Annotated in this window: 20 protein-coding genes and 1 pseudogene; 3 read left to right on the top strand and 18 right to left on the bottom strand. The window is 72.0% G+C overall.

What is annotated here, in order from left to right; translation table 11 throughout:
* Nucleotides 1–36: 36 nt before the first annotated feature.
* A complete protein-coding gene (locus G6R25_RS00880) occupies nucleotides 37–2,058 on the bottom strand; it encodes a serine/threonine-protein kinase (RefSeq protein WP_163551266.1) in 2,022 nt (673 codons plus the stop codon).
* Nucleotides 2,059–2,539: 481 nt separating this feature from the next.
* Here G6R25_RS00880 and G6R25_RS00875 point away from each other — a divergent pair, with 481 nt between their 5' ends.
* Complete coding sequence (locus G6R25_RS00875) at nucleotides 2,540–3,592, top strand: NAD(P)/FAD-dependent oxidoreductase (RefSeq protein ID WP_235947043.1); 1,053 nt, start codon at nucleotides 2,540–2,542, stop codon at nucleotides 3,590–3,592.
* Nucleotides 3,593–3,711: 119 nt separating this feature from the next.
* Nucleotides 3,712–4,191 (top strand): sirohydrochlorin chelatase, encoded by a 480-nt coding sequence (locus G6R25_RS00870; RefSeq protein ID WP_163551265.1) that lies wholly within the window; start codon nucleotides 3,712–3,714, stop codon nucleotides 4,189–4,191.
* A gap of 5 nt (nucleotides 4,192–4,196) precedes the next feature.
* Here G6R25_RS00870 and cobA read toward each other — a convergent pair whose 3' ends face one another.
* The 6 genes from cobA to G6R25_RS00840 all read right to left on the bottom strand — a co-directional run bounded on the left by cobA (nucleotide 4,197) and on the right by G6R25_RS00840 (nucleotide 9,627).
* The gene (gene cobA / locus G6R25_RS00865) at nucleotides 4,197–5,666 is read right to left on the bottom strand and encodes a uroporphyrinogen-III C-methyltransferase (RefSeq protein ID WP_336500087.1); all 1,470 of its coding nucleotides are present in this window, start codon (nucleotides 5,664–5,666) and stop codon (nucleotides 4,197–4,199) included.
* A gap of 126 nt (nucleotides 5,667–5,792) precedes the next feature.
* Entirely contained in the window at nucleotides 5,793–6,464 is a 672-nt protein-coding gene (locus G6R25_RS00860) for a phosphoadenylyl-sulfate reductase (protein ID WP_163551263.1), read from the bottom strand.
* Nucleotides 6,464–6,769, bottom strand: a complete 306-nt coding sequence (locus G6R25_RS00855) for an Insertion element protein (RefSeq protein WP_163551262.1) — start codon at nucleotides 6,767–6,769, stop codon at nucleotides 6,464–6,466. The genes G6R25_RS00860 and G6R25_RS00855 overlap by 1 nt, the downstream gene beginning before the upstream one ends.
* The gene (locus G6R25_RS00850; protein ID WP_163551261.1) at nucleotides 6,756–8,480 is read right to left on the bottom strand and encodes a nitrite/sulfite reductase; all 1,725 of its coding nucleotides are present in this window, start codon (nucleotides 8,478–8,480) and stop codon (nucleotides 6,756–6,758) included. The genes G6R25_RS00855 and G6R25_RS00850 overlap by 14 nt, the downstream gene beginning before the upstream one ends.
* 60 nt (nucleotides 8,481–8,540) lie before the next feature.
* The gene (locus tag G6R25_RS00845) at nucleotides 8,541–8,729 is read right to left on the bottom strand and encodes a putative leader peptide (RefSeq protein ID WP_136447476.1); all 189 of its coding nucleotides are present in this window, start codon (nucleotides 8,727–8,729) and stop codon (nucleotides 8,541–8,543) included.
* Nucleotides 8,730–8,970: 241 nt separating this feature from the next.
* The gene (locus G6R25_RS00840) at nucleotides 8,971–9,627 is read right to left on the bottom strand and encodes a response regulator (protein WP_136447475.1); all 657 of its coding nucleotides are present in this window, start codon (nucleotides 9,625–9,627) and stop codon (nucleotides 8,971–8,973) included.
* 498 nt (nucleotides 9,628–10,125) lie between these two features.
* Here G6R25_RS00840 and G6R25_RS00835 point away from each other — a divergent pair.
* Nucleotides 10,126–11,110, top strand: a pseudogene (locus G6R25_RS00835) (helix-turn-helix domain-containing protein).
* Between the two features lie 51 nt (nucleotides 11,111–11,161).
* Here the strand turns inward: G6R25_RS00835 and G6R25_RS00830 are convergent.
* The 11 genes from G6R25_RS00830 to G6R25_RS00780 form a co-directional block, all read right to left on the bottom strand.
* Complete coding sequence (locus tag G6R25_RS00830; RefSeq protein ID WP_163551260.1) at nucleotides 11,162–12,022, bottom strand: menaquinone biosynthetic enzyme MqnA/MqnD family protein; 861 nt, start codon at nucleotides 12,020–12,022, stop codon at nucleotides 11,162–11,164.
* Nucleotides 12,019–12,330 (bottom strand): DUF4229 domain-containing protein, encoded by a 312-nt coding sequence (locus G6R25_RS00825; RefSeq protein WP_136448191.1) that lies wholly within the window; start codon nucleotides 12,328–12,330, stop codon nucleotides 12,019–12,021. The genes G6R25_RS00830 and G6R25_RS00825 overlap by 4 nt, the downstream gene beginning before the upstream one ends.
* The gene (locus G6R25_RS00820; protein ID WP_163551259.1) at nucleotides 12,330–12,668 is read right to left on the bottom strand and encodes a hypothetical protein; all 339 of its coding nucleotides are present in this window, start codon (nucleotides 12,666–12,668) and stop codon (nucleotides 12,330–12,332) included. The genes G6R25_RS00825 and G6R25_RS00820 overlap by 1 nt, the downstream gene beginning before the upstream one ends.
* Nucleotides 12,669–12,679: 11 nt before the next feature.
* Nucleotides 12,680–13,828: an aminofutalosine synthase MqnE gene (gene mqnE, locus G6R25_RS00815; RefSeq protein WP_163551258.1), complete on the bottom strand. Its 1,149-nt coding sequence runs from the start codon at nucleotides 13,826–13,828 to the stop codon at nucleotides 12,680–12,682.
* Nucleotides 13,829–13,916: 88 nt separating this feature from the next.
* The gene (locus tag G6R25_RS00810; protein ID WP_235947040.1) at nucleotides 13,917–14,249 is read right to left on the bottom strand and encodes a hypothetical protein; all 333 of its coding nucleotides are present in this window, start codon (nucleotides 14,247–14,249) and stop codon (nucleotides 13,917–13,919) included.
* Nucleotides 14,250–14,534: 285 nt separating this feature from the next.
* Nucleotides 14,535–15,413 (bottom strand): tetratricopeptide repeat protein, encoded by an 879-nt coding sequence (locus tag G6R25_RS00805; RefSeq protein WP_205446764.1) that lies wholly within the window; start codon nucleotides 15,411–15,413, stop codon nucleotides 14,535–14,537.
* A gap of 142 nt (nucleotides 15,414–15,555) precedes the next feature.
* Nucleotides 15,556–15,870: a transcriptional regulator gene (locus G6R25_RS00800; protein ID WP_136448195.1), complete on the bottom strand. Its 315-nt coding sequence runs from the start codon at nucleotides 15,868–15,870 to the stop codon at nucleotides 15,556–15,558.
* Nucleotides 15,867–16,082 carry a type II toxin-antitoxin system RelE/ParE family toxin gene (locus tag G6R25_RS00795; RefSeq protein ID WP_336500086.1) on the bottom strand — a complete coding sequence of 72 codons (216 nt, stop codon included), beginning with the start codon at nucleotides 16,080–16,082 and terminating at the stop codon, nucleotides 15,867–15,869. The genes G6R25_RS00800 and G6R25_RS00795 overlap by 4 nt, the downstream gene beginning before the upstream one ends.
* Before the next feature lie 46 nt (nucleotides 16,083–16,128).
* Entirely contained in the window at nucleotides 16,129–16,914 is a 786-nt protein-coding gene (locus tag G6R25_RS00790; RefSeq protein WP_235947038.1) for a UbiX family flavin prenyltransferase, read from the bottom strand.
* An 8-nt stretch (nucleotides 16,915–16,922) separates the two neighbouring features.
* Entirely contained in the window at nucleotides 16,923–17,876 is a 954-nt protein-coding gene (gene mqnP, locus G6R25_RS00785; RefSeq protein WP_163551256.1) for a menaquinone biosynthesis prenyltransferase MqnP, read from the bottom strand.
* Nucleotides 17,877–17,960: 84 nt separating this feature from the next.
* A complete protein-coding gene (locus G6R25_RS00780; protein WP_163551255.1) occupies nucleotides 17,961–19,412 on the bottom strand; it encodes a menaquinone biosynthesis decarboxylase in 1,452 nt (483 codons plus the stop codon).
* Nucleotides 19,413–19,632 lie beyond the last annotated feature (220 nt).

Raw genomic sequence — 19,632 nt, 5'->3', positions numbered from 1 at the left:
AGGTTTACCCATGCCGGTCGTCCATTCGGTGCACCGTCACCCCGAACCACCCGCGGAACCCTCGAAGGTGTCCTTCGCCTGATTCCACAGGCTGTCCACCTGGTCGCCCACGCCGTTCTTGACCGAGGTGGCTGCCTTGTCCCAAAGCCGGCTGCGCTGCTCGTCGACCATGGACGCGATCTGGTCCGCCGCGGAGAGCAGGAGCAGGACGACCAGGACGACCAGGACGACCAGGATCGTCCGTTTGAAGGGGATTCGCAGCCGGAACCGGCGGCGCGGGCGCCGCGACGCAGGGGGATCATTGGGTTCAGGCGCCCGGCCGCGGTGCTCGAGGCGCTCGGCAACCTGCCGCGGCGCCGGTTGCGGGCGCGCCGCGTCAGCACGGTCGGCTGCTCGCCGACCCTCGGGCCGCACCGGCTGGTACGGCTGGGCCGGCGGATACGGCTGGGCGGCCTGGGGGTACGGCTGGGCCCGCTGGTAAGGCTGGGCCGGCGGGTACGGGCGAGCGGTCTGGCGAGGTGACGGGGACGGGGACGCCGCGGGCGGATAGGGAGACGGCGGCGAGCGGCGGCCGTCCGCGGGGCCCACGGGCGGCGGCTCGGCACGGCGGTCGCGGGCGGCGGGACCGGGCGTGGCCGGGGCGGGCGGCTGCTCGTCCTCGTACTGGACGAATCCGGCGCGCCGCCGCCGGCGCGCCGGCGCCCCCTGGCCACCGGCGGCGCCCGGACCACCGAAAGCAACGTCGCCGGCGCGGTCAGCCTCGTCGAAGCCTCCACCGCGGGGGGCGCGCCCGTCGGCGCCCAGGTCGGCCAACGCCGGCGGCGGCACGGGCGGCCCGGATGGAGGCGGAAGGTCGGTCGGCTCATCCCACCATCGTTCTCCCGCCGGCGGGGCGTCGTCCTCCCGCCAGCGGCGCTGATCACCGGCGCCGGCGACGCGGGTCCGCTGCGGCCGGTCGGCGTCGGCTCGCCGGGGGCCGGGCGCGGCGGAGTCGGCGGCCACCCCGGTCGAGCCGTCCCTGGCCGTCGAGCCGTCCCTGGCCGTCGAATCGGCCCTGGCCGTCGAATCGTCATAGCGCTTGGTCCGGAAGGCGGCCGCGCCCGCCGCGGCGCCTACCCCAGCCGCCCCGGCGGCGGCTGCGGCCGCGCTGCGGCTGCGCGGCCAGGTGCCGTCGAGGAGGGCGGTGGCCGCTACCCGGGTGTCCCCGCCGGGCGGCGTCTCCTCGCCGAGCAGGGTCAGTAGCAGCCGCTCGCTCGTGGGCCGGGCCCGCGAGTCGCGGGCGAGCGCGGAGCGGACGACGGGTTGCAGCTGCACCGGCACGTCCCGCAGGTTGGGCCGCCCCGTCTGGATTTTCTCCGACATCTCCAGGTAGGTGCCGTCGCCGTAGGGATGGGCGCCGACGGCGGCGTAGGCGATGAGCAGCCCCCAGGCGAAAACGTCGACCGCCGGGCCGATCGACGAGCCCTCCATCTGCTCGGGCGCCATCCAGCCGACCGAGCCCAGGACGAAGCCGGTCTGGGTCCGGCCCTGCGCCGCGTCGAGCGCCCGGGCGATCCCGAAGTCGATGACCCGGGGACCCGAGAACGACAGCATGACGTTGCTCGGCTTGAGGTCCCGGTGGACGATGCCGGCCTTGTGGATCGCGGTCAGCGCGCTGGCCACGCCGATCGCCACGCCCTGCAGCGTCGACATCGGCAGCGGCCCGGACCGGTTGACGACGTCGTCGAGGCGGACGCCGTCGATGTACTCCGTGACCAGGTAGGGGCGACGGACAGCAGGGTCGGCGTCGAGGACCTGCGCGGTGCAGAACGGGGCGACCCGGCGCGCCACGGCGACCTCGTCCCGGAACCGTTCGCGGAAATCGGGGTCGGCGGCCAGGTCCGAGCGGATCACCTTGATCGCGACGAGGGCTCCGGCGGTGTCGCGGGCGAGGTACACCGTGCCCATGCCGCCCGAGCCGAGCCGGCGCTCGACCCGGTAGGCGCCGATGACGGTCGGGTCGTCGGGGTGCAGCGCCTCACCTCGGGTGCCGTCCCGGCCCGTCGCTCGATCCGCCACCGCTCTCCCGCCCGTGTCCGCTCTGTCCCCACCGACGCTCGGTCCGGCGCGGCAACCGCGGTGCCTGCCACCTCACGCTAGCCTTCACCGAGCGCGACCTGGGGAACTCTGTCCGCCATCCGACGATCGCATCGGCATGCCTTTTCTCCAGCAGCTTCTCCAGCAGCGTTTCTGGAATCTTGCCTGAACGACCGATATCACCGGCAACGAAACATGTGACGGAGAAACGATACAAGCGCAATGCCGCACTCCGTTGGCCGGGACGGCTCCGCGCGGCGATCACAGGCACGGCGATCACAGGCACGGCGCCCGACGACGCCGCAGCCCGGCGCCCCGGCACCGACCAGCCGGGGACGCCCACCAGCGAAGCTGACGGCATGCCGACCAGATCTCCGGCAGGATGAGATGACGGAGAGTCCAGTGGCACCGACCGAACATTCCCAGTCCGACCGGTCGGGCCGCGAGGTGCGGGGAGCTGCCCATGGTCACGCAGTCGGTCCAGGCGGACGACGGCACCACCGTCCGGCCAGGTGCCACGGCGGGCGGCGACGTCGACACCAGCGTGGACATGCTGATCGTCGGCGCCGGCCCCGCAGGGCTCTACGGCGCCTACTACGCGGGCTTCCGGGGCATGTCGGTCGCGCTGATGGATTCGTTGCCCGAGGCGGGTGGTCAGGTCACCGCGATGTATCCGGAGAAGATCATCTACGATGTGGCCGGCTTCCCCGCCATCCGCGGCCGCGAGCTGGTCGACGCCCTCGTCACCCAGGCGGCCCAGTTCGACCCGATGTACCTGCTCGACCAGCAGGCCGCCGAGCTCGCCCACGAACCGGATGCGGTCGTGGTGACCAGCAGCCAGGGCCACCGAGTCCGCGCCAGGGTCGTCGTGATCACCGGTGGTCTCGGCACGTTCACTCCTCGGCCGCTGCCGACCGGCACCGGCCATCTCGGCCGCGGCCTGGTCTACTTCGTGCCGAAGTTGGACGCCTACGCCGGCCAGGACGTCATCGTGGTGGGCGGTGGGGACAGCGCCTTCGACTGGGCGCTCGCCCTGGAGCCGATCGCCCGCTCGGTCACCCTGGTGCACCGTCGCGACCGGTTCCGCGCGCACGCGGCGACGATCGGTCGGGTCGAGGCGTCGAGCGTGGAGATCCTCACCTTCTCCGAGGTCGCCGCCATCCACGGGAAGGAGCGGATCGAGAAGGTCGAGCTCGTGCACACCCGCACCAGGGACCGGCACGTCCGCCCGGCGCAGGCGGTGGTCGCCGCGCTCGGCTTCACCGCCGATCTCGGGCCGCTGACCCGCTGGGGGCTCTCCATGGCCCGGCGGCACATCGCGGTCGACTCGGCGATGTTCACCGGCGTCGACCGAATCTTCGCGGCCGGGGACATCACCGAGTACCCCGGCAAGGTCCGCCTGATCGCCACCGGCTTCGGCGAGGTCGCGACCGCCGTCAACAACGCCGCGCCTGTCGTCGACCCCGCGGCGAAGGTCTTCCCTGGGCACAGCTCCGACGACGGCACCACCGTCTGACCGGCCGACGGGCCCCGGCCCGGCTCGCGCCCGCAGGCCGCCGGTCGGCACGTCCGCCGCCCGGTCCCGCCCGCCTGCGACCGGCGGCCGCGGTCGGGTATCCGGCGCACACTGGTGCTATGCGCGGTCTTCTCGTTATCGGCCACGGTTCACGACGGGACGAGGCCAACGCCACGGTCCGCGAGCTGGCTCGCCGCCTGGCGACCGAACCCCGCCAGGACGATGACGGCTGCGCCGCCCGCCCGCCCCACTCGACCGCCCTGCCCAGCCTGGCCGGCCCGGCCGGCCCGCGGCCGTGGGGCGCCGTCGAGGCGGCGTTCCTCGAGGTCAGCCGGCCCGACATCGGCGAGGGCTACGCCAACCTCGCGGGCGCGGGCTGCACCGAGATCGTCGTCTACCCGTTCTTCCTCTTCGGTGGCAACCACACCCGCCGCGACCTCCCCGCCGCCTTGGACGAGGCGCGCGAGCGGCATCCGACGACCCGCTGGATCCTCTCCGAGCCCCTCGGCCTGCACCCCTGCGTCGTCGAGGCCGTACGGGCACGGCTCGACGACACTCTGCGCGAGCTCGTCGACGCCGCCAAGCACCCCACCAGCTGACCTTCTCAGAAGACGGTGGCGGCGCGGCTGACGGCGACGAAGTCGGCGACGGCGGCGGCGAGCGGACGCACCCCCGGCTCGGCCGGCACGATGTCCACCCGCATTCCGGCGGCCTCGCAGGCCTGGGCGCTGCGCCGGCCCATCGCCGCGACGAGCAGGTCCGGGGGCAGCGGCCCATACAGCTCGGCGGTGCTGCGGGCGGCCGTCGAGGAGGCGAACGCCGCGACGTCGAAGTCGCCGTGACGCAGCTCGTCGGCGATCCGCGGATCCGGGTCGGCGGTCACGTCGGTCAGCAGCGGCACCCGGCACGGCGTCCAGGGGCCGTCCGCCGGCAGGTCGGCGGCGCCGACGACGAGCACCCCCGGCTCCGGCGCGAGCTCATCCAGCGTGCTGGCGGCCAGGCCCAGCGCGTCGAGGGCGTCGGTGACGTCGGGGCGGGTGGCCACCAGGATCAGCCCGGCCAGGGCGCGCACATCGGTGCCGGCCCGGCGCAGCAGGGCGACCACCGCGGCGACCTCGTCCGGGTCGGCGAGGACGAGTCCCGCGGCTGCGGGCAGCGCGGCGAGCAGCTCCGCGCCGGCGTGGTCGAGCGGGGCCGGGCGGGCCACGACCGTCTCGACCGCGTCGGCGCCGAGCTGTCGCAGCCGGCGGGCCAGCAGGCCCGGCCGGGTGCGGGTGCGGGTGCGGGCGACCAGGATGCGCACTCCGGCCAGCGGCGGCGCATCGGTGGCCGGGGCGTCGTTGCGGGCGGCGACCTCACCGACGACGATCACCGCCGGTGACCGCACTCCCGCGGCGATCGCGTCGATGGCCAGGGCGTCGAGCGTGGTGCGCAGGACACGTTGGGCTGGGGTGGCGCCCCGCTCGATCACCGCGACCGGGGTGGCCTCCGGGCGGCCGCCGGCGAGCAGGGCGTCGGCGATGTCCATCAGCCGCGCCACCCCCATGAGGATGACGATCGTCGCCCGAGAGGCGGCGAGGCCCGCCCAGTCGACGGTCGAGTCGGGGTGCCCTGGCGGCAGGTGCCCGGAGACGACGGCGAGCTCCTGCGCCAGGTCGCGGTGGGTGACCGGAATGCCGGCGAGCGCCGGCACGGCCAACGCCGAGGTGACGCCGGGGACGACGGCGAAGGTCACGCCCGCCTCGGCGCACGCCTGGGCTTCCTCGCTGCCGCGGCCGAGGAGGTAGGGATCACCGCCCTTGAGCCGCACGACCCGGGCACCTGCGCGGGCCCGGTCGACGAGAATCGCGTTGATCTCCTCCTGGGCCCAGGAGCGGGCCGTCGGGCTCTTGCCGACATGGATGATCTCCGCGTCGGGCGACGCGGCGTCGAGCAGGACGGCGGCGGCGAGCCGGTCGACCACGACCACGTCGGCGGTCGCGAGCAGCTCACGACCACGCACGGTTAATAGCCCGGGATCGCCCGGACCAGCGCCGACCAGCCAGACCTCACCTGCGATTCGCCTGTCCGTCACGGCGTGCACCGTACCTGTTCAGCTACGTCCGGCGAGCGATCACGCGGGCGGCGCCACACCGGCGCCACCCGGGCACCGGTGTGGGCCGTGCCGGTGCGACCAACCGGCAACGGGTCGTCCGCCCGGTCAGTGGATGCCGCACTCCGTCTTGTTCGTGCCGGTCCAGCGGCCGTCGCGGCCGGCGCCCCGGCGGGTGCACGGCCAGCAACCGACGGATTCGTAGCCGTCGGAGAGCAGCGGGTTGACGATGACGTCGTGCTCGGCGACGTACCGGTCGACGTCCTCGTCGGTCCAGGCCGCCAGCGGGTGGATCTTCACCTTGCCGCGGCGCGCGTCCCAGTCGACGACCTTCAGGCTCGCCCGGCCGGCGGACTCGGCGCGCCGCGACCCGGCGGCCCAGGCGCGGTATGGCGCCAGCGCCCGGTCCAGCGGCACCACCTTGCGCATCCGGCAGCACAGGTCGGGGTCGATCTTGTAGAGGTCCTGACCGTGGACGGCGTCCTGGCCGACGACGGTTAGCTGCGGGCTGACGCTGATCAGCGGCAGGTCGTAGGTCGCGGCCACCGCGTCGCGGGTACCGACCGTCTCGGCGAAGTGGTATCCGGTGTCGATGAAGACCACGGGCACGTCGGAGCGGATTCGGGCGAGCATGTCGACCAGGATCGCCTCGGCCATGGACGCAGCGACCACCAGCTTCATCCCGAACTCCTCGGCCGCCCAGCCGAGGATCTCCTCCGCCGGCGCGCCTTCGAGCTCCTCCCCGGCCCGCAACGCCCGGCTCTGCAACGCGGCATCCATCAGGTCGTCTCCTCGTCGTCGCGCGCGGCGCCTGGCCGTGCCGTCTGGTCTCCCGTTGCGGCCGTCTGGTTCCCGGCTGCGGCCGCCTGGTCTCCCGTCGCGCCGGACGTCCCCGCCGGCGTGAAGCCGACCGAGCCAGCGGCGACCACCAGCGCGGTGAGGCTCAGCCGAAAGCCGCGCCGGCAGGACCGGCACGCCCAGTGCCCGTGCCCGGAACCGGCTCCGTCCGCCGCCAATTCGGGGACGATGTCCTCCTCGCCGCAGTACGGGCAGTAGAAGGGCACCGCGCGATCACTGCCGGCCATCGGCGCCCCTGGCCGCCGAGCCCGCCGCGGCCAGCGATGCCTCGTCGGCCCGCTGCGCCCAGTCGGCGAAGCTCTCCCCGTCTGCGCGCTCACCCCGGTAGGTCTCCAGCAGGCCGACGACGTAGTCGAGCAGCCCGTCCGCGGTGACCTTCAGGCCGCGTGACTTGCGGCCCAGCCGCGACCGGGTGCCCAGGTGGCCGCCGAGGTGGACCTGGAAGCCCTCGACCATCTCGCCGGCGTCGTCGGGGACCAGCGAGCCCTTGAGCCCGATGTCGGCGACCTGGAAGCGGGCGCAGGCGTTCGGGCAGCCGTTGACGTTGATCCCGATCGGCTCGTCGAAGTCGGGCAGGCGACGCTCCAGCTCCTCGATGAGATCGCGGGCATTGCCCTTGGTCTCGACGATGGCCAGCTTGCAGAACTCGATCCCGGTACAGGCCATCGTGCCGCGCCGGAACACGCTCGGCCGCACGACCAGGTCCAGCGCCGCGAGCTCGGTCTCCAGCGGTGCCACGGCCTCGTCGGCCACGTCGAGGATGACCAGCTTTTGGGTCGTCGTCGCGCGGATGCGGCCCTGCCCGTACCGGTCGGCGAGGTCGGCCACGGCGCGCAGCGTCGTCCCGGACAGCCGGCCCGCGCTCGGGGCGAAGCCCACTGCGTTGCGGCCGTCGCGCTGGCGGTGCACGCCGACGTGGTCGCGGCCCTCGTTGCGCGGGGGCGGCGGCGGCGGCCCGTCCGGCAGCGCGGCCGTCAGGTACTCCTTCTCCAGGGTGGCCCGCACCCACTCGGCGCCCATGTCCGCGACGAGGAACTTCAGCCGGGCCCGGGTGCGCAGGCGGCGGTAGCCGTAGTCGCGGAACAGCGAGGCGACGCCGTGCCAGACCTCGGCGACCCGCTGCGGCGGCACGAACGCCCCGAGCCGCACGCCGAGCTTCGGGTTCGTCGACAGGCCGCCACCGACCCACAGGTCGTAGCCCACGCCGAGCTCCGGGTGGACGACGCCGACGAACGCGATGTCGTTGATCTCGTGCAACGTGCAGTGGTCCACGCAGCCGGAGATCGCGGTCTTGAACTTGCGGGGCAGGTTCGCCAGCGTCGGGTCGCCGACGAAGCGCTCGACCACCTCGTCGATCGCGGCCGACCCGTCGATGACCTCGTCGCCGTCGACGCCCGCCACCGGACAGCCGAGGATGACCCGCGGGGTGTCACCGCACGCCTCGGCGGTCGTCATCCCGGCGTTCTCGAGCGCGCCCCAGATCGCCGGCACGTCCTCGATGCGGATCCAGTGCAGCTGGATGTTCTGCCTGTCGGTGACGTCGGCGACGTCCCGGCCGAACCGGGTGGAGATCTCCGCGATGACCCGAAGCTGGTCGGCGGTCATCCGCCCGCCGTCGAGCCGGATCCGCTGCATGAAGTAGGAGTCGTCGAGCTCCTCCGGTTCGAGGATCGCCGTGCGGCCACCGGAGATCCCCGGCCGGCGCTGCGTGTACAGACCCCACCAGCGGAACCGGCCGCGCAGGTCCTGGGGGTCGATTCCATCGAAACCGGTGTGCGGGTAGAGGTTCAGGATGCGGTCGCGCACCTCCAGCCCGCCTTGGTCCTTCTTCATGCGCTCGTTGGCGTTGAGCGGCTCGGAGTAGCCCAACGCCCACTGACCCGCCCCCTTGGGACGGGACGGGCGCGCGGAACGGGCAGGATGGGCAGGAGAAGTCATCAGATCTCTCGATGCGCGGGTGAGCGCGACGCCGTCGAAGTGGCGCCGCGAACGGGAACGTCAGCGGGAGCGGCGACAGCCGGCGCTGGAGACCCGCAGCAGGTCGACGTGTAGGCGCGCGACGAGCATCGGCTCAATCACGAGACACGGGGCTGCGGGGGACGACGCGAACCCGCGCCGGGGCGAGACGCGGACCAGGTCCACCGCTCGCGCAACCGGCGCCCCGAGGGTGAGGGCGCGCGCAACCACAACCTCATGTTTACACAGAAGTGATGCCGATGGGCGGGTTGCGTGTCCCACGACCACACCATCGACGAGCATCACTCCGCAAAGTGCCCCAAATCGGGCGACGATCGACGGCCGGCTCGCCTTTCCGACACCGTCTCCACAACTCTACCGCATCGATGGGGAAAATGAACAACGCAATCGGTATCGAAGCCGGCGCAACGGCCGAAGCGGTGGAACGGCGCCGAGAGGTCGGCGATGCGCCTCAGCTGGAACGAGGGGCGGCGCAGAGGCGGCGGAGCTGATCGACCAGCGGGCCGGTGGCCAGGCCCTTTTCCAGCAGGGCGTCCGCGCCCAGGGCGAGCACTCGGTCGAGCAGTGCGTCCTCGGAGAAGCCGGTGAAGATGACCACGGTCGCCTGCGGCACGACCCGCCGGATCCGTGGCAGCGCGCCGATGCCGTCGAGCACCGGCATCGCGAGATCGAGCAGCACCAAGTCCGGCGCCGTGCGAATGACCTCCTCGATCGCCTCGGCGCCGTTGGCGGCGGCGCCGACGACCACGAAGTCGGGTTCGGTGCCCAGCAGCAGGCAGAGCAGTTCGCGCACGCCGTCCGCGTCGTCGACGACCACCACCCGGCGCGGGACGACGGCTGCCTCGGCGGCGCCCGCACCGTTACGAGCGGCGGCGCCCTCGGGCCGCGCGCCATCCGGGATCGCGGTCCGCGTGGCCGGCCGGCCGGTCTGTGCACCCGCGCCGCGGCCGGCCTCTCGGCCTGGCTCGGGGCGGGAGTTCACCCCGGCGGAGCGCCGAGCCGCGGTGACAGCGTCGTCTCGGTCGAGCCCGACGGCGTCGGCGCCCACCGAACGGCCGGTATCCACCATTCTTTTGTACGCGCCCCACCCGACCCCGCGCATCGTCATTGAGGATGGTTTCCGGGGATGACCCATGCCGGTCATCCCGGCGATACCCGCAGACCGTGGCGAAGTGCCGCAGGCCCGGCGTGGCAGTGATAGCCCACCTTGCGGGAAAAGCCAACTGGAGACGATCTTTCGGTGATTCCGTGGCTTTCCGGCCGGACTTCCTCGGCAACACTCCCGTTTCCCAACAAAAACCCAAGAAGGCAGGCATAATCCCGCGACAGGGCCGTCGCGCCCAATCGACCCGCCAAGCAGAACGTAGTAGATCGTAAACGAAGAGAGATATCACTCAGTTGAATATCGCTTTTAGTGACAGAGAGTAATAATCATAACCCCCCACGTATGGGACCTTTGACCTCTAGTCAATCGGGGTGCGCCATGGAGTAATCTGATCACTACCGGTGAATCCTGCCGGCTCTCGAGAGGGGCACGAGAGGCGGCGCACGACGACTGTCCTCCCTCGGTGGGAGGCGACCTCTGCCACGCGGAAGGACCTCACAGATGCGGCAACGGAGCCGAGGCCGACAGGGCACGGCGACCGCTGAAGACCTGCTCCCCGCGGAGATCCGTCGGCGCCGCTGTGAACGCGTTCTCTCCCGGGACGAGCTGGCCCGGCGCACCGGCTACAGCCGCCAGTACATCTCCCAGTTGGAGCAGCCCAGTCGCGGGATTCCCTCACGGCCGGAATCGCCGCCGTCGACGTGATGCTGGAGGCCGGCGGCGCTCTGATCGACCTGCGCGAGGCGGCCGTGGCCGCGCGGGCCAAGCGCCTGCGCCGCTCGCCCGATCCGGAATGGGAGTCCCGCCGTCGGGTGTCGGCCCTGCTCGACCAACGCCGGTCCGACCACGAGCTGAACTATCTGGATCGGCTGGTCGCCGACCTCATCGTCAAGGCCGACCTGCTCGACCCGCCGGACGTCACCGCCCGGATCCTCGCCCAGCAGAGCGTGGTCGACAACCTGCTTCGCACTCCGCTGCTCCCGCATCAGCAGTTCCGGTTGTTCATGCTTGCCGGCCACCTGGCCGGGCTGCTTGCCATCTCCCTGGTCGACGTCGACGAGCTCGTGGGCGCGAACACCTGCTGCCTGGAGGCGGCGGTGTGCACGAGGGGCTGCGAGCCTGGACCCTCGCCGTCCACGAGCTCATCGATGCCGCCGCTGCGCGGGGGTGCTCCGCCAACGCCGGCCGGCAGCCGCAGGCCGCGGATCGCACACCGCCGAGCCTGGCTCCCCCGGTGGGCGCGGGCTCGCCGGCCGAGCACGGCCCGCAACCGGATGGTTCGGCCGCCTTCGAACCCGCCATCCCCGGTGGGGACGGCGACGCCTCGCTCGACGAGATGCTGATCGCGCCCGGCGGACGGGACACGCCGCCCCGGCTGATCGCGCTCGTGAAGGGCCGCATCGCCCGTTTCGCGACCGCGAACGCGAACGCCCACCGAACCGTCCCGCCGGCGGGCATCTCCCACGCGTTCCAGCCGCCGGTCTGACCCTGCGCGAGCCCGCGCCCGGTCCAGCACCGCCGCGGACCGGGCCGGCCGTCAGACCTCGGCGAAGGTCATCGCCCGCAGCGGGGGGACATCGCCGCGGCGGGCGGCCTTCTCCGCGAAGGCTCGGATGCCCGCCTGCTGCCGCTCCCCCAGCCGGAAGTCGAGGGTGGTGAAGTAGCGGGCCAGCGTCGCCGGGTCGAACACCTCGAAGCGGGCCGCCCGCGTCGCCACCTGGTCGACGTCGCGCAGCGCAAGATCCAGCCCGGAGCGGAACGCGTCGTGGACCTCCTTCACCGTCCCCGGGTGCCGCTGCGCGAACGACTTCCGGGCGGCCCACACCGCGAAGACCATCGGCAGCCCGCTCCACTCCCGCCAGGCCGCGCTCAGGTCGATCAGGCCGAGGGGATGCCCCGTGCCGCCGCGTTCGGCGTCGTAGGTCGCCCGCAACGCCACATCTCCGATGACCACCGCGGCGTCGGCCTCCCGCAGCATCGACGGCAGGTCGGGCGGCATCGTCAGGTAGGTCGGCCGCAGGCCGTGGCGTTCCTCCAGCAGCATCCGGGCCAGCAGCACGCTGGTCCGCGAGGTCGAGCCGAGCGCGACGGTACGGACGTCGTCGAGCGGTACCGCCGAGCTCAGCACGACGGACAGCACCGGCCCGTCGGCCCCGACCGCGAGATCAGGCAGGACGACGAGATCATCGGCGTGTCGGAGGTATTCGACCAGGCTGATCGGGCCGATGTCGAGCTCGCCCGCCACGAGGGCCTCGTTGAGCCGGTCGGGGGTGTCCTTCGTCAGCTCGATGTCGAGCAGCGCACCCGAGTGGACCAGCCCCCAGTACAGCGGCAGGCAGTTGAGGAACTGGATGTGCCCGACCCGCGGCCGGGCCTCGGCGCCCGCGGATGCGGTCAACGCCGGCCACCGTGACGGTTCTCCATCACGGCGACGACCGCGCGGCGCTGCCGCAGCGCCAGCGGGTAGCTCATCAGACCACTGACGACCAGCGCCAGCACGAAGGCCAGGAAACCGCCCGCCCCGAGCAGCAGGACTACGGCGAGCACCACCCCGAAGAGCACCGCACGGAGGGCGAAATACCGCAGATTGATGCCGAGCAGGCCGCGCTCCCTGGCGGCCGGGGCTCCCGGCGACGCGACCGTGACTCCCGGCGGCGCAGCCGCCGCCCGCCTCGGGCGCACGGTGAGGCGCTTGCGCAGTTCCATCAGGACCCCCGCTTCTTCGTCGGCACCCGCTTCTTCGTCGGCACCCAGCCGAGCCTGCGCAGCACGGTAGGGAAGAACCCCAGCCCGAGGAAGACGACGAGCAGGCCGAGCATGCTCGCGCCGCCGATCGGCAGACCGGCCCAGTCGAGCACCACGTAGACCGCCACGCCCGGAACCAGGATCACCAGGAAGGCAAGCACGAAGATCGATCCGATGCCCGGCGCCCCGGGAGGCCGGACCCGCGGTTGGGCGGCGGACGCGGTGTTCACGGCCGGGGCGGCCGCGGGCGTGGGCTGACCCGCCGCGCGGGACGGCGTCGGCTCGTCATCATTGGCCATCGAACCCCGCCTCAGGCGTCGATCGAGGTCGGGATCTCGCGGCGAGCCGGATCAGGACCGTCGTAGCCGCGGATCTCCCGGTAACGGGTGTCCCGCTCGACTGGCCGGAAACCGGCGTCGCGGATGATGGCCAACAGGTCCTCACGCGTCATCGTGTTGGGCGTACCGAAGCGGTCCGCGTCGTGGGTGATCTTGTATTCGACGACCGAGCCGTCCAGGTCATCGGCGCCGAAGTTCAGCGCGAGCTGCGCCGTGGTCAGCCCGTGCATCACCCAGAAGCACTTGACGTGATCGATGTTGTCGAACAACAGCCGGGAGACGGCGAACGTCTTCAGCGCCTCCGCGCCGGTCGCCATCGGCTGGTTCATCAGCCGGTTGCGCGGGTCGCCGGAGGCGTCGTGCTGGAAGCGCAACGGGATGAACACCGCGAAGCCGCCCGTCTCGTCCTGCAGCTCACGTAGCCGCAGGACGTGATCCACCCGGTGGCGCGGTTCCTCGATGTGCCCGTAGAGCATGGTGCAGGGGGTGCGCAGGCCCTTGGCATGGGCGAGGCGGTGGATGCGCGACCAGTCCTCCCAGTGGGTGTTGTGGTCGACGATCCGCTGCCGGATCTCCCAGTCGAAGATCTCCGCGCCGCCGCCGGTGAGGGAATCCAGGCCCGCGTCGATGAGCTCGGCGAGAATCTCGTCGGCGGGCAGGCCGCTGATCTTTTCGAACCAGTGGATCTCGGTGGCGGTGAACGCCTTGAGCGCCACGCCGGGCAGCGCCTTGCGCAGCTCCCGCAGCGAGCGCGGGTAGTAGCGCCAGGGCAGCGTCGGGTGCAGGCCGTTGACGATGTGCAGCTCGGTGATGCCGGCCGGCTCCATCTCCTTCGCGAGCCGGACGGCCTCCTCGATCCGCATCGTGTAGGCGTCGGCCTCACCGGGCTTGCGCTGGAACGAGCAGTAGGCGCAGGACGCCGAGCAGACGTTGGTCAGGTTCAGGTGCCGGTTGACGTTGAAGAAGGTCCGGTCACCGTTCTTCCTGGTCCGGACCTCGTGGGCGAGGCCGCCGAGCCAGGCGAGATCGTCGCTGGCGTACAGCGCCTCCCCGTCGGCGCGGCTCAGCCGCTCGCCGTCGGAAACCTTGGCCTCGATCTCCCGTTTGAGCCCAGCATCCATGCCATCCAGATTAGCCCGCAACACCGTCACACCCGCCCGGGCCGGCCAGGCTGACCCGTCACAACTGGCCGGACCTGTCCGCGTCCGGTCACGCGCTCCCGCCCTTGCCCTTGCCGGCGCCCGGCGGCGGTGGCCCGGCCGCGCCCCTGGCCGCGGCGGCACGCTGGGCCGCTCGGCGCTGCATCCGCCCCAGTGGCCAGGTCAGCAGGCCGGCGACCGCGAAACCGATCAGCACCGAGAGCAGCAGATTCACCCCGACCACCGCGAGCACCACCGTGATCACCACGAGGGCGGCCAGCCGGATCAGAAAGTACGGAAGCTGCACCCGCAGGTCGACGTCCTGCATCGGGGGCCGCTCCCGGCGCCCGGCCCGGCCCGCGTCGCCGGACTGGCCGCCGCCCGCCGAACGGCCGTCGCCCACTGGCCGGTCGGGGCCGCCCGTCCCGGCCGCCTTCGATCGGCCGGAACCGCGTCCCCGCCCCTTCGCCGTCCCGCGCCCGTTCGTCGCTATGTCGCCCTCGATCCGCCGAGCTCCGCCGGGCGGTGGCTGTGATCCACCGCCCCGGCCCTGGGTCGTTGCCGCCCACTCTGCCCGCCCAGGCACCGCCCCTGCCAGAGGGATCCTGGAACCGGTCGATCGAGAACGAGACGCCGTCGCCTCCCGGCCCCGGCCCACAATCGCCACGGAGACGCGCAGCAGGCCAGGTCAGACGGCGGTGGCATCACCGGACGCAGCTTGGAGAGCACGCCCGGAGGTCTTGACGATCTCCCCGAGATCCCGGACTGCCGGCAGCTCGGGCCAGCGCGCATCCAGCTGCCGCCACATCTCTCCGGCCCGCTGCACCACTCCGCGGGTCGGCCTGCCCTCCACGGCGAGAAGAGCCTGCTGCGTCGCGTCGGCAGCGCGTTCCGGATCCGGCTCTGGGCGCCGCAGATAGGTCCGGGCGAGCGCGGTGTAGTTTCCGCCGATCTGAACGTAATGATCCGGCCCGGCGGCGATTTCCAGCTCCAGACTGGTCTTGGCATGCGGCTCGGCCTCGACGCCGTTGCCGAGATGAGCGAGCGCGATGGCAAGAAAGCTGTGGACAAATGCGGCTTCGCCTGGGTTCGGACCCGGCATGATCGCACCGTCCCAGACATGTTCCTGCATGTCGGCCAAGGTGGCGTAAGCGTCGTCGGGGCGGTGAGCGAGGACGGCAGCGCGGGCTTCGCAGCCGGCGAGGATGGGGCGGGCGAACGGATGGGCGCCTTCCCGGGCCTGCGCGGCGATGTCCGCGGCCTCCCCGTAGGAGCCGCTGAAGTAGGCGACGCTGGAACGGATCGCCGCGACGGAGCCGGCCAGCAGCGAGACGTCGGAGCGACGCGGCGAACTGGCGGGTAGCAGGTCCTTCGCCTGGGCGGCGTGCTGGCTGGCGACCGTGAGAAGGCCGCGTGCCGTGTCGTCATCGCCCAGATCGAACGCGAGGGTGCCCAGATAGAAGGCATACTGCCCCGCGACGAGGGTGAGCCGGGCGCGGACCCGAGGGGAAACCCGGCGGTCGAGCACCTTCTCGATCTTCTGCCATTCGGGTCCCATGGCGTCCATCAGATCGCCATGGGGGGTGGTCCGGTACACGGCGGCAATTCTGTTGATCTGTGCTTCGGCCTGGTCCAGGCTGAGGGGGTCGGGATCTGCCGCCGCGATGCTGCGAGAGAGGTCCGCTGCCGAGCGCGCGCATGGCATTGGATCAAGCGATCTGTCGGAGATCGTTTCCGTAGTCGAAGATGATCCGCATCCGAGCGCCCAACGCCCGGGCGTAACGGCTCAGCGTTGCGACCTCGTTCACGTCAAGATCTCCGTTCTCGATCTGACTCACCCGGCCCGGCGAGACGCCCATCAGGTCGGCCACCTGACGCTGCGTCAGGCCCAGCCGCTTCCGCTCCTCAGCAAGATGGAAGGCGCTGACCCATGCCTCGGTGCGCGCCCGCTCGGCAGCGAGCGCCTCGTCATCCCCGTCATGCAGTTCGGCGCGGATGTCGTCCCAGTCGTGGAACTCGGTCATGAGCCTTCCCGCCGTTTCCTCTCGAAGGCCAGCCACCCGTCGTAGGCGATCTCTGCCGCAGGAATAGCAGTCTTGTACCACCGCGACCAGTCGCCAGCCTTGTTCCCCGCGACCAACAGCACGGCCTGCGACCATGGATCGAAGGCAAAGATCACTCGAATCGCGACGTCACGGCCCGACCGCGGCCGCAGCTCAGTGGACGGATCCCACACTAGTCGGTGGACGCGGCGGAGCTCCACTACGCGCGGCCGGGCCGGGTCAGGTCTGTCGGGCGCGGCCGAGCTCCCCGGTCCAGCGCTGGAACAGGGCGTGGTCGACCCCGGCCGCGTCGAGTACCCGGCCGGCGACGAAGTCGACAAGGTCAGCGGCGGTGCGCGCGCCGGCGTAGAAGCCGGGGCTGGCCGGGGCGACCACCGCCCCGGCGTCGTGCAGGGTCAGCATGTGGCGCAGCGTCGCACCCGTGTACGGCATCTCCCGCGGCACGACGACGAGGCTGCGGCCCTCCTTGAGGGTCACGTCGGCGGATCGTTGCAGCAGGTCCTTGGACAGGCCGAGGGCGATCCCGGCGAGGCACGCGGTGCTCGCCGGAACGACGATCATGCCACGGGTCCGGTAGGAGCCGCTGCTCGTCGGGGCGGCGAGGTTGCCGGGTGCGTGCACCGCGACGAGCGTCTCCACCGTGGTGGCCAGCGTGGCCGGCGGGGCGGGTACGGCGGGTACGGCGGGTGGGGCAGGTAGGGCGGGACGCGCTGATCGAGACGTACCGGCCGAATCGGGAACGGGCCCGCCGAGAGGTGCGGACAGCCAGCTTTCCAGCGGTTGCTTCCAGGCGGCGTCGTGCCAGGCGATGCCGGTCTCGTCGAGCAGGGTCAGCCGCGCCGCCCGGGACAGCACCAGATCGACCGGCAGCCCGGCTGCGAGCAGGCCGCGCAGCACGGCGGCCGCATACGGCGTCCCGCTGGCGCCGCTCACGCCCACCACCCAGGGAACCCGATCGCCCCCGGCGCCTGCTGGCGGGTCGTGCGTCACAGTGACGGGCCTCACGGTGGGGCTCAGGCGGACAGGCCGCGGCTGATCAGGTCGGCGAGGGCGAAGGCGAACAGGGCGATGCCGACGAAGCCGTTCGCGGTGAGGAAGGCGCGATTGACCCGGGAGAGGTCCTTCGGCGAGACGATCACGTGCTCGTAGCTGAACGCCGCCGCCGTGACCGCGAGGCCGGCCCACCACCAGGCGCCGTTGTTCTCCATCAGCCCGTAGGCGACGAACAGCGCGAAGGTGACGACGTGGGTGACGGTGGAGCCGAGCAGGGCGCCGCGGATCCCGAAGCGGGCCGGCACGGACCGCACGCCGATGCGGCGGTCGATCTCGGCGTCCTGGCAGGCGTAGATGAGGTCGAAGCCACCGATCCAGGCGCCGACCGCGAGGCCGAGCACGAACGCGGCCCATGACCAGTGGTCGGTCACCGCGATCCAGGCCCCGATCGGTGCGACGGCCTGCACGATGCCGAGCACGGCGTGCGGGAAGTCGGTGAAGCGCTTGGCATACGGGTAAATCACCAGGGGCGCCACCGCGATCGGGGCGAGCGCGAGGCACAGCCAGGACAGCGTGGCGGCCGCGGCGAGGAACACACCGAGGGCGACGACGGAGCCGACCACCGCGGTGCGCACCGACACGGCTCCGGTGACGAGCTCCCGGCCCGCCGTACGCGGGTTGCGGGCGTCGATCGCGCGGTCGATGATCCGGTTCGCGGCCATCGCGAAGGTACGCGCGGCGACCATGGCGATGGTGACGAGCCCGAGATCGGCCCAGTGCGCCGAGCCCGACGCGGCGAACGACCCCGCCAGGGCGGCGATGTAGGCGAAGGGCAGCGCGAAGACCGAGTGCTCGATGACGACGAGCCGCAGGAACGCCCGCACGTGCCCGACCGCGTGCTCCTGGCCGCCGCCACCTCCCCCGGGCCTGGTGGCGCCACCCGACGCGCCCGGCAGAAACGCTGCGTCACTCACCGCGAGCACCCACCCACTGCCTCTCCTGCCTATCCGGAAGCATTGGCGTCCGATTTATCCCTCTGGACAGGCGAGGAGAGGTGGTCACAGGCCGTACTCCTTCCAGCGGCGGGTCACCTGTGCGCGGACGGCGTCGTCCATGACGATCTGTTCGGGCCAGCCGCCCTCGCGGCGGTAGCCCTCGGTCGGTAGCTTGCGGGTCGCGTCCACCCCGACCTTGCCACCCCAGAACTGCTCGTACGAGGCGTGGTCGAGATGGTCGACGGGGCCGATGGTGGTGATCAGGTCATGGGCGTAGTCGACGTTGCCGAACGCCCGCCAGGCCACCTCGGCGTAGTCGTGGACGTCACAGTCGGCGTCGACCACCACGATCAGCTTCGACAACGACAGCAGCCCGGCGCCCCAGACCGCGTTCATCACCTTCTGCGCATGCTTGGGGAAGCGCTTGTCGATGGAGACGATGCAGCAGTTGTGGAAGACGCCGGCCTCGGGCAGGTCGTAGTCGACGATCTCGGGGATCATCATCTTGGTCAGGGGGCGGAAGATGCGTTCGGTCGCCTTGCCCATCGGCCCATCCTCCTGCGGGGGGCGGCCGACAACGATCGTCTGGAAGATCGGATCGCGCTGCATCGTCATGACGTCGACGTGCAGCGCCGGGAACGGCTCGACCGGCGTGTAGAAGCCGGTGTGGTCGCCGAAGGGGCCCTCCGGCAGCCGCGCGCCCGGCTCCAGCCAGCCCTCCAGCACGATCTGGGCGTTCGCCGGCACCCGCAGCGGAACGGACAGGCAGTCGACCATCTCCACCCGCTCGCCGCGCAGGTAGCCGGCGAACAGGTACTCGTCGATGTCGGCGGGCAGCGGCGCCGAGGCGGCGTACGTCACCGCCGGGTCGCAGCCGAACGCGATCGCCACGGGCAACCGCTCCCCGCGCCGCTCGGCGACGGCGTGGTGGGCGTTAGAGTCCTTGTGGATCTGCCAGTGCATGCCGACGGTGCGCGCGTCGTGCCGTTGCAGCCGGTACATCCCGAGGTTGCGCGCCCCGGTCTCCGGGTGGCGGGTGTGGGTGAGGCCGAGGTTGAGGAAGGCGCCGCCGTCGTTCGGCCAGGCGTGCACGCCGGGCAGCCGGAACAGGTCGACGTCCGGCCCTTTGAGCACGATGTCCTGGCACGGCGCGGTACGGACCCGCCGGGGCGGGATGGACGTGAGCGAGGCGGCCTTGCCCAGCGTGTCGCGCAGCCCGGACAGGCCGGTCGGCAGCTCCGGGCGCAGGAGGGCGGCGAGCCGGTCGCCGATCTCGTCGAGGCGGTCGACCCCGAGCGCGGCAGCCATCCGGGCCTCGGTGCCGAAAACGTTGATGGCCAGTGGCATGTCCGCCCCGACGGGGGACTCGAACAGCAGCGCCGGCCCGCGCTCCCGGACCACCCGGGTCACGATCTCGGTGACCTCCAGATGGGGGTCGACGGGCACGGAGATCCGCCGTAGTTCCTTGCGCCGTTCGAGATGAGCGAGGAACGCTCGTAGATCCGCCCAGGCCATGCCTCCATCCTGGCAGCCGATGCGGCCGGCCGTCCGGCGTCCCACCGTCGGTCACCGCGAAACCCCACGGAGTTACGCCGTGCCGTGGTGACAGTGAGCGGACGCGCGCCGACGGCGGACGATGGCGGACCGGCCGGACGCGGACCCGGGCCGGAGGGCACACTAGTAGGGCTTTGTTAGGTGTCGTTGAGTTGTGGTTTCAAGCGATCTGGTGACGGAT

The sequence above is a fragment of the Candidatus Frankia alpina genome (assembly GCF_902806485.1).
GTDB classification, from domain to species: Bacteria; Actinomycetota; Actinomycetes; order Frankiales; family Frankiaceae; genus Frankia; species Frankia alpina.
Note: the sequence above shows the minus strand (reverse complement) of the source record. Positions and strands in the feature narration are given on the sequence as shown.